Raw genomic sequence first — 15605 nt, 5'->3', positions numbered from 1 at the left:
GAGCTCCAGGACTCCGGCAGACTGGCACGGTGGAACGCGCCCTCGTCGACGCCCTCGCCCGTGATCTCGCAGCAGCGGATCTCACGGGCGGGGGCGTCGCCGCGCTGGTCGGCGACGCCGCGCAGGCGGCACTCGGCCGGATGGTCGCCGCGCCCGCGCGACGTGCCGCGCTGCGCTCGCCCGGCCCGCGCTCCACGCTGCTGCGCGCGCTCGTGCTCGGCGACCGCGTGCCGACGGCGGAGCTGGCGGATGCGCTGCCGGCGCTCGGCGTGGACGGCGCGGTCGCGCTCGGCCTCGTCGCCGTCGAGGGCGGCACGGCCCGGCCGCTCCTCGCCGTGCGCCCGACGCCGTTCCGCGACGCGCTCGGCGTCGGCGAGTGGTGGATCGCGAGCGACCACGACGAGCTCTCGGGCGTCTCGCGGCTGCGGCCCGACCACGTGCTCGGCGTCGGCGGCGCGGCGCGCACGCTCGCGGCACTGCTGCCGCCCGTGCGCTGCGGCACCGCGCTCGACCTCGGCACCGGTTGCGGCGTGATCGCGCTGCACCTTCGGCGCCTCGCCGACCGGGTCGTCGCCACCGACGTCTCCGAGCGCGCGCTGGAGCTCACCCGCCTGAACGCGGCGCTCAACGGCGTCGACGGCATCGAGACGCGCCTGGGATCGCTCTACGAGCCGGTCGAGGGCGAGCGCTTCGACCTCGTCGCATCCAATCCCCCGTTCGTCATCACGCCGCGCGCTGAGGGCGTGCCGGCCTACGAGTACCGCGACGGCGGGCGCACGGGCGACGCGCTCATGGCGGCCGTCGTGCAGGGGCTCGGCGCGCACCTGCGGCCGGGCGGCGCAGCGCGGCTGCTCGGCAACTGGGAGGCCGTCGGCGGCCGCGACGGGCTCGCGCGCGTCGAGGAGTGGGCGGATGCGTCGCTCGACGTCTGGGCGATCGAGCGCGAGTCGCTCGACCCGGCCCAGTACGCGGCGCTCTGGCTGCGCGACGGCGGCACGCTCCCGCGCGACCCCGACCACGACGGGCTGCTCGGCGCCTGGCTCGACGACTTCGAGCGGCGCGGGGTCGACGCGGTGGGGATGGGCTGGCTCGCCCTCCAGTCGCCGGCGGCGGGGCGGTGCACGGCGCGGTTCGAGCGCCTGCCGCAGCCGATCGCGCTCGAGCGCGCCGGCGCGCACCTCGCGGAGGCGTTCGCCGCGGGCGAGTGGCTCGCCGGGCTCGACGACGCGGCACTGGCCGCCGAGCACCTGCAGGTCGCCCCCGACGTCACCGAGTTGCGCCACCAGCGTCCCGGCGCGAGCGGGCCGACGGTCATCGAGCTGCGCCAGGGCGGCGGGCTCGGCCGCACCGTGTCGGTCGACACGGCCCTCGCCGGGCTCGTCGGCGCGTGCGACGGCGAGCTGCCCGTCGGCACGCTCGTCGATGCGATCGCGGCGCTCCTCGAGGTCGACGCGGGCATCCTCGCGGCCGACCTGCTGCCGCGCGTGCGCGAGCTGGTCGTGACGGGCTTCCTGCGGCCCGTCAGCGACTGAGCCGCGCCGCCACCGCGCCGGGCAGGTGCTCGGCCACGTCGAGCGCGGTGATCGGGCGGCCTCCGGCTGCCGCGGCCGCGGCCGCCTCGCCGTGGAGCTCGACGCCCTCGACGGCGATGCGCGCGAGCGTCGCGGGATCGGCGGCGGCGTCGGCGCGCGCGGCGAGCATCGCCCCGAGCAGTCCCGCGAGCACATCGCCGGTGCCGGCCGTCGCGAGCCGGTGCGTCGGCGCCTGCACGGTGGCCGAGCGGCCGCCGGGGGCGACGACGCGCGTCGCGGCGCCCTTCTCGACCACGACGGCGGCGAGCGCGTCGGCGAGCCGCGCCGCGCGCATCCGCTCGTCGTCCTCGTCGATGCCGAGCGCCGCGAGCGACCGCCGCAGCTCGGCGGCGTGCGGCGTCGCGACGACGGGACCCGCGTGCCGCGCGGCGAGGTCGAGGGCGCCCGCGTCGACGACGCACGGCGCGCCGGAGCCGAGCGCCTCGAGCAGGAGCGTCCGCAGCGCCGGGCCGCGCTCGCGCGCGTCCTGCCCCGAGCCGAGCACCCACGCGCGCACGTCGGCGGGCGCCTCGTCGAGCGCGTGGCAGACCGTCTCCGGCCGCCGCGCGAGCACGAGGTCCTGCACGCGCCGGGGCGCCCAGAGCCGCACCATGCCGGCGCCCGTGCGCCACGCCGCCTCGACGCCCAGCACGGCGGCGCCCGGGTAGCGCTCGGAGCCCGTCACGACGCCGACCACGCCCATCGAGCGCTTGTCGTCCTCGGCCCCGGGGGCGCGCAGCCACGTCATGCCGCCAGCGTACGCGGCGGCGGGTCGGGCTCCATGCGGTCGACGTCGGCGCTGTGCGCGAGCAGCACCGAGCGCAGCGGCAGCGCCTGGCCGCGCGCCGCCCGCGCGACGGCGTCGTGCCACGCCCAGTCGTCGGGCGTCGGCCGAGCGGCGCCGGGCCGCTCGAGCACGACGGCGATCTCGCGCTCGGGCTCGGCGATGCGGCCGAGGAGCCCGCGGAGCGCGAGCACGGCGTAGGCGTCCGGGCAGACCGGGATGCCGTCGACCTGCTGCAGCTGCGGCAGCAGCGTGCCGTCCGGGGTGAGCAGCAGGATCCAGAGCCGGCGCACGAGGCCGTGCTGCACGAGCCCGCGCGCGAACTCGAGCAGGTCGTCGGCGTCGCGCGCGCGGATGGGTCGGCTGGGCCCGCGCCCGGGATCGGGCGCGGAGGAGGCGGTGTCGTCCATGCGCGGCAGGGAACCGCATCCGGCCGCTCGGGCGCGCGCCGCGCCAGCCCGCCTGTGGAGAGCCGTCAGTCGGTCGTGCGCCGCGCGCCGTCCACGGCGTCGTCGGCGTCGATGCGCAGCTCGGGCTCGCCGGGCAGCGGTCGCGCGACCGGCACGCGTCCCGTGCCGAGCACCTGCTGCACGATGTTCCGCGCGATCGCCTGGGCCGAGAGCCCGGCCTCCTCGAGGATCTCGCCGCGCTCCGCGTGGTCGATGAACGCGTCCGGCAGGCCCAGCTCGTCGACCGCCGTGTCGACGCCGGCGGCGCGCAGCTCCTGCCGCACGCGCGTGCCGATGCCGCCGACGCGCACGCCGTCCTCGAGCGTGATGACGATGCGGTGGTCGCGCGCCATCTCGACGATCGAGGCCGCGACCGGCACGACCCAGCGCGGGTCGACGACCGTGACGCCGATGCCCTGCGCGCGCACGCGCTCGGCGACGTCGACGCCGAGGTGCGCGAACGCGCCGATCGCGATGATGAGCACGTCGCGGTGCGGCGCCTCCACGAGCACGTCGACGCCGTCGTCGGTGCGGCGCACCGCGTCGAGCTGGTTCGGCACCGAGCCCTTCGGGTAGCGGATGACCGTGGGGCCGTCGTCGACGGCGACCGCCTCGCGCAGCTCCTCCTCGAGGCGGGCCGCGTCGCGCGGCGCGGCGAGGCGGATGCCGGGCACGAACTGCAGCAGCGCGAGGTCCCACATGCCGTGGTGGCTCGGGCCGTCGGGGCCGGTGACGCCGGCGCGGTCGAGCACGAAGGTGACGCCCGCGCGGTGCAGCGCGACGTCCATGAGCACCTGGTCGAAGGCGCGGTTCATGAAGGTCGCGTAGATCGCGACCACCGGGTGCAGCCCGCCGAACGCGAGGCCCGCGGCGGTCGTGACCGCGTGCTGCTCGGCGATGCCGACGTCGAGCACGCGGGAGGCATCGAGCGCCGCGAGCCGGTCGAGGCCGGTCGGGCGCAGCATCGCGGCGGTGATGCCGACGATGCGGTCGTCGCGGCGCGCGAGCGAGACGAGCTCGTCGGCGAACACCGAGGTCCAGGCGGGCCGGCCCGCGCTCGAGAGCGACTCCCCCGTCTCCGGGTCGATCTGCCCGACGGCGTGGAACTGGTCGGCCTCGTCGTTGACGGCGAGGTCGAAGCCCTGGCCCTTCTGGGTGATGACGTGCACGATCACCGGCGCCGCGAAGTCGCGCGCCTGGGTGAGCGCCTCCTCGAGCGTCTCGAGGTCGTGGCCGTCGATCGGCCCGAGGTACTTGATGTCGAGGTTGGAGTAGAGCACCTCGTTGTTCACGAAGCGCGTGAGGAAGCCGTGGGTCGCCCCGCGCACGCCGCGGTACATCGCGCGGCCGGGTCGGCCGAGGTGCGAGAACAGCCGCTCGGAGGTGCCGCGCAGGCTGCGGTACGAGCGCTGCGTGCGCACCCCGTTGAGGAAGCGGGCCATGCCGCCGATCGTCGGCGCGTAGGAGCGCCCGTTGTCGTTGACGACGATGACGAGCCGGCGGCTGTTGTCGTCGGAGATGTTGTTGAGCGCCTCCCACGTCATGCCGCCGGTGAGGGCCCCGTCGCCCACGACGGCGACGACCGAGCGGTCGTGCTGGCCGGTGATGTCGAAGGCGCGGCTGATGCCGTCGGCCCACGACAGGGAGGAGGATGCGTGGCTCGACTCGACGATGTCGTGCTCGCTCTCGGCGCGCTGCGGGTAGCCCGCGATGCCGCCCTTCTGGCGCAGGCGCGAGAAGTCCTGCCTGCCGGTGAGCAGCTTGTGCACGTACGACTGGTGGCCGGTGTCGAAGACGAACGCGTCGCGCGGCGAGCGGAAGACGCGGTGCATGGCCATCGTCAGCTCGACCACGCCGAGGTTCGGGCCGAGGTGGCCGCCGGTGCGCGAGACCTCGCGGATGAGGAAGGCGCGGATCTCGGCGACGAGCGCCTCGAGCTCGTGCTGGGAGAGCCCGTCGAGGTCCCTCGGGCCGCGGATCCGATCGAGCAGGCTCATGCGCTCGAGTCTACGCGGCGACGGCTCCGCGGACGCCGACGGCCCCGGGCTCATAGCGGAGCCCGGGGCCGTCGATCGATGGTGCTCAGACGAGCGAGCGCAGCACGTACTGCAGGATGCCGCCGTTGCGGTAGTAGTCGGCCTCTCCCGGGGTGTCGATGCGCACGACCGCGTCGAACTCGACCGTCTGCTTGCCCTCGGGGCTGTGCTCGGTCGGCTCGGCGACGACGCGCACGGTCTTCGGGGTGCGGCCCTCGTTCAGCTCGGTGAGGCCCGTGATCGAGATCGACTCCGTGCCGTCGAGGCCGAGCGACTCCCAGGTCTCGCCGGCCGGGAACTGCAGCGGCACGACGCCCATGCCGATGAGGTTCGAGCGGTGGATGCGCTCGAACGACTCGGTGATGACGGCCTTGACGCCCAGCAGGCTCGTGCCCTTCGCGGCCCAGTCGCGGCTCGAGCCCGAGCCGTACTCCTTGCCGCCCAGCACGACGAGCGGGGTGCCCTGCGCCTGGTAGTTGGCGGATGCGTCGTAGATGAACGCCTGCTCGCCGTCGGCGGTCGTGAAGTCGCGCGTGTAGCCGCCCTCGACCCCGTCGAGCAGCAGGTTCTTCAGGCGGATGTTCGCGAACGTGCCGCGGATCATCACCTCGTGGTTGCCGCGGCGCGAGCCGTAGGAGTTGAAGTCCTTGCGGTCCACGCCGTGCTCGGTGAGGTAGCGGCCGGCCGGGCTGTCGGCCTTGATGCTGCCCGCGGGCGAGATGTGGTCGGTCGTGACCGAGTCGCCGAGCTTCGCGAGCACGCGGGCGCCGGTGATGTCGGCGACCGGGGTCGTCTCCATCGTCATGCCCTCGAAGTACGGGGGCTTCCGCACGTACGTCGACTGCTCGTCCCACTCGAAGACGTCGCCGGCCGGCGTCGGCAGGTTCTGCCAGCGCTCGTCGCCGTCGAACACGGCCGCGTACTGCGTCGTGAACATCTCGGTGTCGATCGACGAGTCGATCGTCGCCTGCACCTCGTCGGCCGAGGGCCAGATGTCGGCGAGGAACACGTCCTGGCCGTCCTTGCCCTTGCCGAGCGGCTGGGTGTCGAAGTCGAAGTCCATCGTGCCGGCGAGCGCGTAGGCGATCACGAGCGGCGGCGACGCGAGGTAGTTCATCTTCACGTCGGGGTTGATGCGGCCCTCGAAGTTGCGGTTGCCCGAGAGCACCGCGGTCACGGCGAGGTCGTTGTCGTTCACCGACGCGGAGATCTCCTCCTTGAGCGGGCCCGAGTTGCCGATGCACGTCGTGCAGCCGTAGCCCACGAGGTAGAAGCCGAGCGACTCGAGGTCGCCCCAGAGGCCCGCCTTCTCGTAGTAGTCGGTGACGACCTTCGAGCCGGGCGCCATCGTCGTCTTGACCCACGGCTTCGACGAGAGGCCCTTCTCGACCGCGTTCCGCGCGAGCAGGCCGGCGGCGAGCATCACCGACGGGTTCGACGTGTTGGTGCACGACGTGATCGCCGCGATCGCGACGTGGCCGTGGTCGAGCTCGAACGTCTCGCCGTCGACCTCGACCGTGACCGGCTGCGAGATGCGCGATGCCGTCGGCACGCCCGTGGGGGCCGCGGGCGTCGGGGCGACGAGCTCCTCGTCGGTGTCGGCCGAGAACGACGCGGGATCGGAGGCCGGGAAGGTGTCCTCCACGGCCTCGTCGACGACGTCCTTCTCGGGCTCCGACGCCTGCTCGGGCGCCGTCGCGTAGTTCTGCAGGTCGGCCGAGAACTGCTGCTTCGCGTTGGTCAGCTCGATGCGGTCCTGCGGGCGCTTCGGGCCGGCGATCGAGGGCACGACCGTCGACAGGTCGAGCTCCATGTACTCCGAGTAGGTCGGCTCGACCGCCGGGTCGTGCCAGAGGCCCTGCTGCTTGGAGTACGCCTCGACGAGCGCGACCTGCTCCTCGCTGCGGCCGGTGAAGCGCAGGTAGTCGAGCGTGACGTCGTCGATCGGGAAGATGGCGGCGGTCGAGCCGAACTCCGGGCTCATGTTGCCGATGGTCGCGCGGTTCGCGAGCGGCACGGAGGCCACGCCGGTGCCGTAGAACTCGACGAACTTGCCGACCACGCCGTGCTTGCGGAGCATGTCGGTGATCGTGAGCACGACATCCGTCGCCGTCACGCCGGCGGGGATCGAGCCGGTGAGCTTGAAGCCGACGACGCGCGGGATGAGCATCGAGACGGGCTGGCCGAGCATCGCGGCCTCGGCCTCGATGCCGCCGACGCCCCAGCCGAGCACGCCGAGGCCGTTGACCATCGTGGTGTGCGAGTCGGTGCCGACGACGGTGTCGGGGTAGGCGGTGAGCTCGCCGCCGAACTCGCGCGAGTAGGTGACCTTCGCCAGGTTCTCGATGTTGACCTGGTGGACGATGCCGGTGCCGGGCGGGACGACCTTGAAGTCGTCGAACGCCGTCTGGCCCCAGCGCAGGAACTGGTAGCGCTCGCCGTTGCGCTGGTACTCGATCTCGACGTTGCGCTCGAGGGCGTCGGCGGTGCCGAAGAGGTCGGCGATCACCGAGTGGTCGATGACGAGCTCGGCCGGGGCGAGCGGGTTGATCTTCTTGGGGTCGCCGCCGAGCTCGGCGACGGCCTCGCGCATCGTGGCGAGGTCGACGATGCAGGGCACGCCGGTGAAGTCCTGCATGACGACGCGCGCCGGCGAGAACTGGATCTCGGTCGAGGGCTCGGAGTCGGCGACCCACGAGCCGAGCGACTGGATCTGCTCCTTCGTGACGTTCGCGCCGTCCTCGGTGCGCAGCAGGTTCTCGAGCAGCACCTTGAGGCTGAACGGCAGCCGCTCGTGCCCCTCGACCTTGTCGATGCGGTACACCGTGTAGTCGGTGTCGCCGACCGACAGCGTGTCCTTGCTGTCGAAGCTGTTCGGATTCGCCATCGTGACTCCTCAGGGTCTTCACGGGATGCGCTGGCCGCGCCTCGAGTGTAAGCCTCGCACCGCCGTACTCCAGGGGTGCAGGGCGAGATATCTTGACGTCAAGATATCCTAGCGCTCAGACGGCTCCTCCGCCTGCGCAGGCGTGTCGTCGTCGAGCACGGTGCGCACCATGAGCCACGTCACCCACAGCGCGGCGAGGTAGAGCGGCACGCCCATCACGAGCTTCGTCGCGGCGAGTGCCTCGACGGCGCCCGCGGCGCCCGCGTCGGCGGCGAGGTACATCGGCACCTGGATCGCGAGCCGCGCGGCGATGACCGCGAGCCACAGGATGGTGGCCCGCCAGGCGACGGCGCGCTTCGCGCGCTCCGTGCGCCACGCGTGGGGTTTCGCGGTGAGCGCGCCGGCGATGACGCCGACGAGCGGGCGGCGCAGCAGCATGCTGACGAGCAGCACGAGCACCACGATCGTGTTGACGGTGAAGCCCCAGAGGAAGTTGTCCTCGCCCTGCCCGGTGATGAGCGCGACCGCGGCCGAGATGCCGACGCCGACGAGGCCCGCGAACGCGAGCACGGGCTGCCCCTTCTGCAGCACGCGCCACGCCACGAAGCCGACCGAGACGACGAGCGGCACGACGACCGCGAGCCACACCTCGCGGGTGGTCGCGTAGATCGCGAGGAAGAGGATGCCGGGCAGGAGCGACTCGACGAGCCCGCGCACGCCGCCCATCGCGCCGAGCAGCGCGCCGGGCGTGGGCCTGGCGGATGGGTCGAGGTGGCCGAGCTTGGAGCCCCGGATGGCCGCGCCCACCTGCTCGGAGAAGGACGGCTCCCGCTCCCCCGGCGGCATCGCCATCAGACCGGCTTCGGCGCGCTCAGCGGGATGAGGTCGCGCGGCGGCATCGGCTGGGCGCCGCGGCACACCACCGTCGAGCGGAACAGCTCGATCGCCTTCGCGGCCTGCTCGTCGTCGACCGCGGCCTGGCCGCCGATGAGGCCCTGCAGCATCCAGCGCGGCCCGTCGACGCCGATGATGCGCACCGCCCGCGGCGCCCCGTCGGGGCCGGACTGCAGCCGGGCGCGCAGCTCGGGGCCGAGCAGGCCCTCGGCCTCGTCGACGGTCGCGCCCTGGCGCTCGAGCTGCGTGCGCAGCACCTGCCGCACGGGCGCCCAGATGCCCTCGCTGCGCGGCGCGGCGAAGGGCTGCAGCTGCACGGTGGAGCCCTCGTGCTCGAGGGTGACGGCGACGATGCGCTTCGTCCGCTCCTCGACCTCGAGGCGCATCTGCATGCCGGGGCGCGGCACGATGCGCAGGCCGCCGAGGTCGACGTAGGGGCGCACGGGCGCCTCGGACTCGTCGAGCGGGCCCGCCTGGGCTCGGTCCTCGGGAGCGCTCTTGTCGACGAGCGCCTCGTCGTCGAGCGGCTCGCCCTGGGCGTCAGTGGTGTCGGTCATCGTGCGATCCCCTCCGGGGCGGCGCCGCGGCCGGTCGATCCGTGCCCGCGCTCCCCCCGATCCGATCCCGGCAGGCGCTCCACCTCGACGAAGCGCACGCGCTCGACGCGCTGCACGACGAGCTGGGCGATGCGGTCGCCCACCTCGATGCGGTGCGGCTCGCCGCCGGTGTTGAGCAGGTTGACCTTGATCTCGCCGCGATAGCCCGCGTCGACCGTGCCGGGCGCGTTGACGATCGTGATCCCGTGCTTGGCGGCGAGGCCGCTGCGGGGGTGCACGAACGCCGCGAAGCCGTCCGGGAGCGCGATCGCGACGCCCGTGCCGACCAGCGCGCGCTGCCCGGGCTCGAGCGTGACCGCCTCGGCGGCATGGAGATCGGCACCGGCGTCGCCCGGGTGCGCGTAGGAGGGCACCGGCGATCCGGTGATGAGGACGTCGACCTGCTGCATCGCAATCGAGGCTAGCCGAGGCGGATGGGCGCCGGGAACCGGAGCGCTCGGCGCGCGAGAGGATGGGGGCATGGATCCCGCCTCGTCGTACCGCGAGCGGCTCACGCCGCCCTGGTGGCTGCCGCTGCTCCTGCTGCTCATCGTGCCCGCCGCGCTGCTCGTCTTCCTGCCGGTCGACCTCGGCGTCGGGATGGGCGTCGCGGCCGTGCTCTACCTCGGCATCGTGACGGCGCTGTGGGGCGGCGCGCCCGTGGTCGAGGTGCGCGACGGGATGCTGCGCGCAGGCAGGGCGCGGATCGCGACCGCGCTCCTCGACGCGCCCGAGGCGCTGCGCGGCGACGAGGCGCGCGCGGCGATGCGCGCCGAGTGGGACCCGGCGTCGCACCACGTGATCTCGCCGTGGACGCGCGGGCTCGTGCGCGTCGCCGTCGACGACGAGAGCGACCCGACCCCGTCGTGGGTGATGAGCTCGCGCCGGCCGGAGCGGCTCGCCGCGGCGATCGACGCGGCGCGCGCGTCGGCGTAGCCGCTCGCGCGCGGGCGACAGGAGCCGGGAACGCGAGACGCGAGCGGCGCCCGAGGGCGCCGCTCGCGTCAGGGGAGGTCGGTCAAGAGCACTCGCGGCAGATCGGCCCGAGCTTCGTCTCGTGGTCGAACTGCAGGCGGTGCTTCACGAGGAAGCAGCTCACGCACGTGAACTCGTCCTCCTGCGGCGGGAGCACGACGACGTCGAGCTCGACGTCGGCGAGGTCGGCCGCCGAGAGGTCGAAGCTGCCCGGGTTGTCGGCGTCCTCGTCGGTGGAGACGCTCTTCGCAGGCACGCGCTCCTTGAGCGCCTCGATCGACTCGTTCTCGTCGTCGGTCTTGCGCGGGGCGTCGTAATCGGTGGCCATCGAGAGTCCTTGCTGGGGGTGTGGTGGGCGGCGTCGGCGCACAGTCTGCACGAATCCGATCGCCTAGGCAAATCAGATATCGGTGCGCAGCCGGGTGCCGACATGGGCGTCGAGCGGTGTCTGAGGCGGAACGTGCGGCGCGCCCGATCCATTCCCGGCGCGGGCCGTCGGCGCGTGGGATGCTGGCGCCCACCGACACCGCCAGGAAGGATCGACGAATCATGCAGCAGCTGAGCGTCATCGGCGTCGAGGACGGCGTGCTCATCCTCGAGTCCGACTCCGGCGAGCGCTTCAGCGTGCCCGTCGATGCACTCCCCGAGCACCGCAGGCCGCAGGCCGCGGTGCCCCACCGCGAGCGCAAGGCCAGCCCGCGCGACATCCAGTCGCTCATCCGCGGCGGCATGTCCGCCGAGGAGGTCGCCTCCTCCACGGGCGAGGAGCTCGCCTACGTCGAGCGCTTCGAGGGGCCGGTCATCGCCGAGCGCGCGCACGTGCTCGACTCCGCGCTCTCCATCCCCGTCGCATCCGGCGACATCGACCCGCTCGCGGGCGAGACGACCTTCGGCGCCGCGATCGAGGAGCGCCTCGACGACCTGCGCGCCTCCGACCGCTCGTGGGCCTCGTGGAAGGACGCGGAGGGCGGCGCGTGGACCGTGCGCCTGCGCTTCACGACCGAGGGCATGCAGCACGAGGCCGTCTGGGGCTACGAGCCCAAGAAGGCCACCCTCACGCCCCGCGGCAAGGAGGCGGTCTCGCTGAGCCAGACCGGCGACGCGTCGAGCGTGCTCGTGCCGAGGCTCCGCGCCATCGACCGGCAGTCGCGGCCGGCGTCGCCCGAGCCCGCTCCCGCGCCGTCCGCCGCGCCGTCCGCTCCCGCACCCGCGGGCGAGCGCGCGCCGAGCCAGCCCGCTCCCCCCATCTCGCAGCGCGCCGACGCCGCCGACACCGGCCGGTTCGACTCGGATGCGTTCCGCATCCAGCGCGGCGCGGTGCGGCAGGCGCCGGCGCCGGTGGAGCCGGGCGTCGGCCTCGAGGAGGCCGTCGCGTCGTCGACGGCGACCGAGGGCGCCGCCGACGAGCGCGCCAAGGAGCCGACGAAGGCCGACAACCCGTGGCTGCGCCGCCGCACCGGCGAGGTCGGCAGCCAGCCCGAGAACGTGCAGGCCGCCGCGATCAACCGGCCCGCCGCATCCGCGCAGCCGAACCACACCGCCGAGCTGCTCGACGCCCTCCGCCGTCGCCGCAGCGAGCGGGAGGCGGCGCTGCGCACCGCCGAGACCGAGCCGGGCCTGTTCGAGGCCGAGGCGCCGAGGCCCGAGCCCCAGGAGGAGGCCCGTCCGCAGCGCGCGACGGGCACCGGCCCGGTCGGCTCGAAGAAGCGCGGATCGCGCGCCTCGATGCCGAGCTGGGACGAGATCGTCTTCGGGTCGCGCTCCGACGACTGAGCGCCGCACACCGAGAGGCGGGCATCCGGGCGACCGGGTGCCCGCCTCTCGGTGTGTCGCGCCCCATGCGTCTCACCTGAACGAGACGTCATGTTAGATTCACCGCGCACAGTCCCGTGCACCCTACGAGGAGGTAGGCATGACAGCACCCGCGCACGACACCAAGCGCGACAACACCCGCGAGGGCCTGGGCAAGGTCGTCACGGCCGCCATGGCGGGCACCGTCGTCGAGTGGTACGAGTTCTTCCTGTACGCCACGGCGTCGACGATCGTCTTCAACCTGATCATGTTCCCCGAGAGCGATGATCCGTACTTCCCCATCATCAGCGCATTCCTGACCTACGCGGTGGGCTTCGTCGCCCGTCCGCTCGGCGGCATCGTCTTCGGCCACTTCGGCGACAAGTACGGCCGCAAGAAGCTGCTGCAGTTCGCGATCATCCTGGTGGGTGTCGCGACGTTCCTGATGGGCTGCCTGCCCACGTTCGACCAGATCGGCTACTTCGCACCTGCGGCGCTCGTGGTCCTGCGCTTCTTCCAGGGCTTCGCGGTCGGCGGCGAGTGGGGCGGCGGCGTCCTGCTGGTGGCCGAGCACTCGCCCAACAAGGAGCGCGGCTTCTGGTCGTCGTTCCCGCAGGCGGCGGTTCCGGCCGGCAACCTGCTCGCCACGATCGTGCTGCTCGTCCTGCAGTGGACGCTCTCGGACGAGGACTTCCTCGGCTGGGGCTGGCGCATCGCGTTCTGGCTGTCGGTCGTCATCGTCGCGGTCGGCTACTACATCCGCACCCGCGTCGAGGACGCCCCGATCTTCCAGGACGTCAAGGCCGAGGTCATCGAGACGAAGGCGCAGTCGTACGGCGTGCTCGAGGTGCTGAAGCGCTACCCCAAGGGCGTGCTGACGGCCATGGGCCTGCGCTTCGCGGAGAACGTCCTCTACTACCTGGTCGTCACGTTCTCGATCGTGTACCTGCGCACGTACCTCGAGTACGACGTGTCCCGCATCCTCGGCCTGATGGCGATCGCGCACATCGCGCACTTCATCTTCGTGCCGATCGTGGGCCGCTTCACCGACCGCGTGGGCCGCAAGCCCATGTACCTGGCGGGCGTCCTCCTGGGCGCGACGTGGGGCTTCATCGCCTTCCCGATGTTCGAGACCGGCAGCGACATCGTGATCCTGCTCGCGATCATCCTGGGCCTGCTGTTCCACGCCCTCATGTACGCCGGCCAGCCGGCGATCATGGCCGAGCTCTTCCCGACGCGCATGCGCTACTCGGGCGTCTCGCTCGGCTACCAGGTCACGTCGATCGTCGCGGGCTCGCTCGCGCCGATCATCGCCACCTGGCTGCTCGGGCAGTTCGGCAGCCACATCCCGGTCGCGATCTACCTCGTGATCGCCTGCGGCATCACGCTCATCGCGGTGCTGGCGCTCAAGGAGACGAAGGGCATCTCGCTGCACGACGTCGACGACGAGGACCGCCGCCGCGTGCTGGCCGAGAAGGGCACGGTCTGATCCACTGATCGGAGCGCATGACGCGACGGGCGGCGAGGGTGACCTCGCCGCCCGTTCCGCGTCCGACGGGATAGCGTTGGGGCACCACCTGAGGAAGGAATCGACGATGACGTCAATCGCCTGGATCGGACTCGGCAACATGGGCAGCCGGATGTCCTCCCACCTGGTCACCGCGGGGCACGAGGTGCGCGGCTACGACGTGGTCGACGCGCTGCGCGAGAGCGCCGCGGAGCACGGCATCACCCCCGTCGCGAGCGTCGCCGAGGCCGTGGAGGGCGCCGACGTGGTCATCACGAGCCTGCCCAAGGGCGAGCACGTGCGGCAGGTGCTCGAGGGCCCCGATGGCGTCTTCGAGCACGCAGCCCCCGGAACCCTCATCCTCGACACGTCGACCGTCGACATCGAGACCTCGCAGTGGTGCCACGGCGAGGCCGGCTCCCGCGGCTTCCGCTTCGTCGACGCGCCCGTCTCGGGCGGCACGCAGGGCGCCGAGGCGGCGACGCTCACGTTCATGCTCGGCGGCGACGAGGCCGACGTCGCCGACGCGAAGGCGATCGTGACGCCCATGGCCGGCAACGTCTTCGCCGTCGGCGAGGCCACGCACGGCATCGCCGCGAAGCTCGTCAACAACATGATGCTCGGCGTCTCGATCCTCGCGATGTCCGAGGGCTCGCAGCTCGCGCAGCGGCTCGGCCTCGACCCGAAGGCATTCTTCGACGTCGCTCGCGTCTCGTCGGGCGACTCGTGGGCGCTGCGCACCTGGTACCCGGTGCCGGGCGTCGTGCCGGGCGCCGCCGCCAACCACAATTTCGACGCGTCCTTCTCGGCGATGCTGTGCCACAAGGACGTCACGCTCGCCGTCGCGGGCGCCGAGGCCGCGGGCGTGCACGTGCCTGCCGCGACGCTCATCCGCGACCAGCTGCAGCGGCTGCTCGACGACGGCCTCGGCGGCAAGGACTGCACGCTCGTCGTGCGCGAGGCGAGCCCCGACGGCTCGGTCGCCGGCTGGGACGGCCGCTGATGCGCATCCGCGGCGCGGTGCTGCGCACGATCGGCGCCGAGCGCCCCTTCGCCGACTCACGGCCGCTCGAGCTCGTCGAGCTCGAGCTCGACCCGCCCGGCCCGGGCGAGCTGCTGCTGCGCATCGAGGCGGCGGGCCTGTGCCACAGCGACCTCTCGGTCGTCGACGGCGCCCGCCCGCGCCCCGTCCCCATGCTGCTCGGCCACGAGGCGGCGGGGATCGTAGAGGCGGTGGGCGAGGGCGTCGACGACGTCGCGGTCGGCGACCGCGTGGTCACCACGTTCCTGCCGCGCTGCGGCGAGTGCGCGGCCTGCGCGACCGACGGCCGCCTGCCGTGCGAGCGGGGCTCGGCGTCGAACGGCGCCGGCGAGCTGCTCGGCGGCGGCCGGCGCCTGCACGAGGACGGGCACGACGTGCACCACCACCTCGGCGTCTCCGCCTTCGCCACCCACGCCGTGCTCGACCGCCGCTCCGTCGTCCCCGTCGGCGCCGACGTGCCGCCGCAGGTCGCCGCGGTGCTCGGCTGCGCGATGCTCACCGGCGGCGGCGCCGTCGTCAACGCCGGCAGGCCGCGCGAGGGCGACGACATCGTCATCGTCGGGCTCGGCGGCGTGGGCATGGCCGCGCTGCTCGCCGCCGCATCGCTCGGGCTCGGCAGGGTCATCGGCGTCGACGCCGTCCCCGCGAAGCTCGAGCGCGCGCTCGAGCTCGGCGCCGACGTGGCGCTCTCCCCCGACGACGCGGTCGCGCAGGGGCTGCGCGCACCCGTCGTGATCGAGGCCGCCGGGCACCCGAAGGCGTTCGAGACGGCGTTCGCCCTCACGGCGCCAGGTGGCACGACCGTGACCGTCGGCCTGCCGCATCCGGACGCCCGGGCGTCGCTGTCGCCGCTGACGTTCACGGCCGAGGCGCGCACCGTCGTCGGCTCGTACCTCGGGTCTGCCGTGCCCTCCCGCGACATCCCGCGCTACGAGCAGCTGTGGCGCGAGGGCCGGCTGCCCGTCGAGGAGCTCGTGACGAGCGAGATCGCGCTCGAGGACCTCAACGAGGCGCTCGACACGCTCGCCGACGGCAGGGCGATCCGGCAGGTCGTGCGGTTCTAGCCCCGGCGC

General features: G+C 73.4%; 14 protein-coding genes. 6 read left to right on the top strand and 8 right to left on the bottom strand.

Annotated features, from left to right (window positions below; translation table 11 throughout):
• Window positions 1-29: 29 nt before the first annotated feature.
• The gene (locus tag J2X49_RS08625; RefSeq protein ID WP_310125020.1) at window positions 30-1532 is read left to right on the top strand and encodes a methyltransferase; all 1503 of its coding nucleotides are present in this window, start codon (window positions 30-32) and stop codon (window positions 1530-1532) included.
• On the opposite strand, the gene J2X49_RS08620 is transcribed toward J2X49_RS08625, so the two are convergent.
• The 7 genes from J2X49_RS08620 to dut all read right to left on the bottom strand — a co-directional run bounded on the left by J2X49_RS08620 (window position 1522) and on the right by dut (window position 9627).
• The gene (locus J2X49_RS08620) at window positions 1522-2319 is read right to left on the bottom strand and encodes an ADP/ATP-dependent (S)-NAD(P)H-hydrate dehydratase (protein WP_310125017.1); all 798 of its coding nucleotides are present in this window, start codon (window positions 2317-2319) and stop codon (window positions 1522-1524) included. The genes J2X49_RS08625 and J2X49_RS08620 overlap by 11 nt on opposite strands.
• The gene (locus J2X49_RS08615) at window positions 2316-2765 is read right to left on the bottom strand and encodes a hypothetical protein (protein WP_310125016.1); all 450 of its coding nucleotides are present in this window, start codon (window positions 2763-2765) and stop codon (window positions 2316-2318) included. Before J2X49_RS08615 ends, J2X49_RS08620 begins: the two co-directional genes overlap by 4 nt.
• 65 nt (window positions 2766-2830) lie before the next feature.
• Window positions 2831-4801 (bottom strand): 1-deoxy-D-xylulose-5-phosphate synthase, encoded by a 1971-nt coding sequence (gene dxs / locus J2X49_RS08610; protein ID WP_310125013.1) that lies wholly within the window; start codon window positions 4799-4801, stop codon window positions 2831-2833.
• An 85-nt stretch (window positions 4802-4886) separates the two neighbouring features.
• Window positions 4887-7727, bottom strand: coding sequence for an aconitate hydratase (locus J2X49_RS08605; RefSeq protein ID WP_310125011.1), 2841 nt, complete (start codon window positions 7725-7727; stop codon window positions 4887-4889).
• A gap of 108 nt (window positions 7728-7835) precedes the next feature.
• A complete protein-coding gene (locus tag J2X49_RS08600) occupies window positions 7836-8579 on the bottom strand; it encodes a DUF3159 domain-containing protein (protein ID WP_146356264.1) in 744 nt (247 codons plus the stop codon).
• A complete protein-coding gene (locus J2X49_RS08595) occupies window positions 8579-9178 on the bottom strand; it encodes a DUF3710 domain-containing protein (RefSeq protein ID WP_128190053.1) in 600 nt (199 codons plus the stop codon). Before J2X49_RS08595 ends, J2X49_RS08600 begins: the two co-directional genes overlap by 1 nt.
• Complete coding sequence (gene dut / locus J2X49_RS08590) at window positions 9175-9627, bottom strand: dUTP diphosphatase (RefSeq protein ID WP_310125006.1); 453 nt, start codon at window positions 9625-9627, stop codon at window positions 9175-9177. Before dut ends, J2X49_RS08595 begins: the two co-directional genes overlap by 4 nt.
• A 70-nt stretch (window positions 9628-9697) precedes the next feature.
• Between dut and J2X49_RS08585 the strand changes: the two genes are divergently transcribed.
• A complete protein-coding gene (locus J2X49_RS08585; RefSeq protein ID WP_310125004.1) occupies window positions 9698-10153 on the top strand; it encodes a DUF3093 domain-containing protein in 456 nt (151 codons plus the stop codon).
• Between the two features lie 82 nt (window positions 10154-10235).
• Here J2X49_RS08585 and J2X49_RS08580 read toward each other — a convergent pair whose 3' ends face one another.
• Window positions 10236-10520: a DUF4193 domain-containing protein gene (locus tag J2X49_RS08580; protein WP_128190050.1), complete on the bottom strand. Its 285-nt coding sequence runs from the start codon at window positions 10518-10520 to the stop codon at window positions 10236-10238.
• Between the two features lie 221 nt (window positions 10521-10741).
• On the opposite strand from J2X49_RS08580, the gene sepH reads away from it, so the two are divergent.
• The 4 genes from sepH (at window position 10742) to J2X49_RS08560 (ending at window position 15596) form a co-directional block, all read left to right on the top strand.
• Entirely contained in the window at window positions 10742-11965 is a 1224-nt protein-coding gene (gene sepH / locus J2X49_RS08575) for a septation protein SepH (RefSeq protein ID WP_164877146.1), read from the top strand.
• A 139-nt stretch (window positions 11966-12104) separates the two neighbouring features.
• The gene (locus J2X49_RS08570; protein ID WP_310125001.1) at window positions 12105-13472 is read left to right on the top strand and encodes an MFS transporter; all 1368 of its coding nucleotides are present in this window, start codon (window positions 12105-12107) and stop codon (window positions 13470-13472) included.
• 106 nt (window positions 13473-13578) lie between these two features.
• Window positions 13579-14493 carry an NAD(P)-dependent oxidoreductase gene (locus tag J2X49_RS08565; RefSeq protein ID WP_146356275.1) on the top strand — a complete coding sequence of 305 codons (915 nt, stop codon included), beginning with the start codon at window positions 13579-13581 and terminating at the stop codon, window positions 14491-14493.
• A complete protein-coding gene (locus J2X49_RS08560) occupies window positions 14493-15596 on the top strand; it encodes an alcohol dehydrogenase catalytic domain-containing protein (RefSeq protein WP_310124996.1) in 1104 nt (367 codons plus the stop codon). Before J2X49_RS08565 ends, J2X49_RS08560 begins: the two co-directional genes overlap by 1 nt.
• Window positions 15597-15605 lie beyond the last annotated feature (9 nt).

This window comes from Agrococcus sp. BE272, assembly GCF_031457935.1.
GTDB lineage: Bacteria > Actinomycetota > Actinomycetes > Actinomycetales > Microbacteriaceae > Agrococcus > Agrococcus sediminis.
This window is presented reverse-complemented; position numbering and strand designations above follow the sequence as displayed.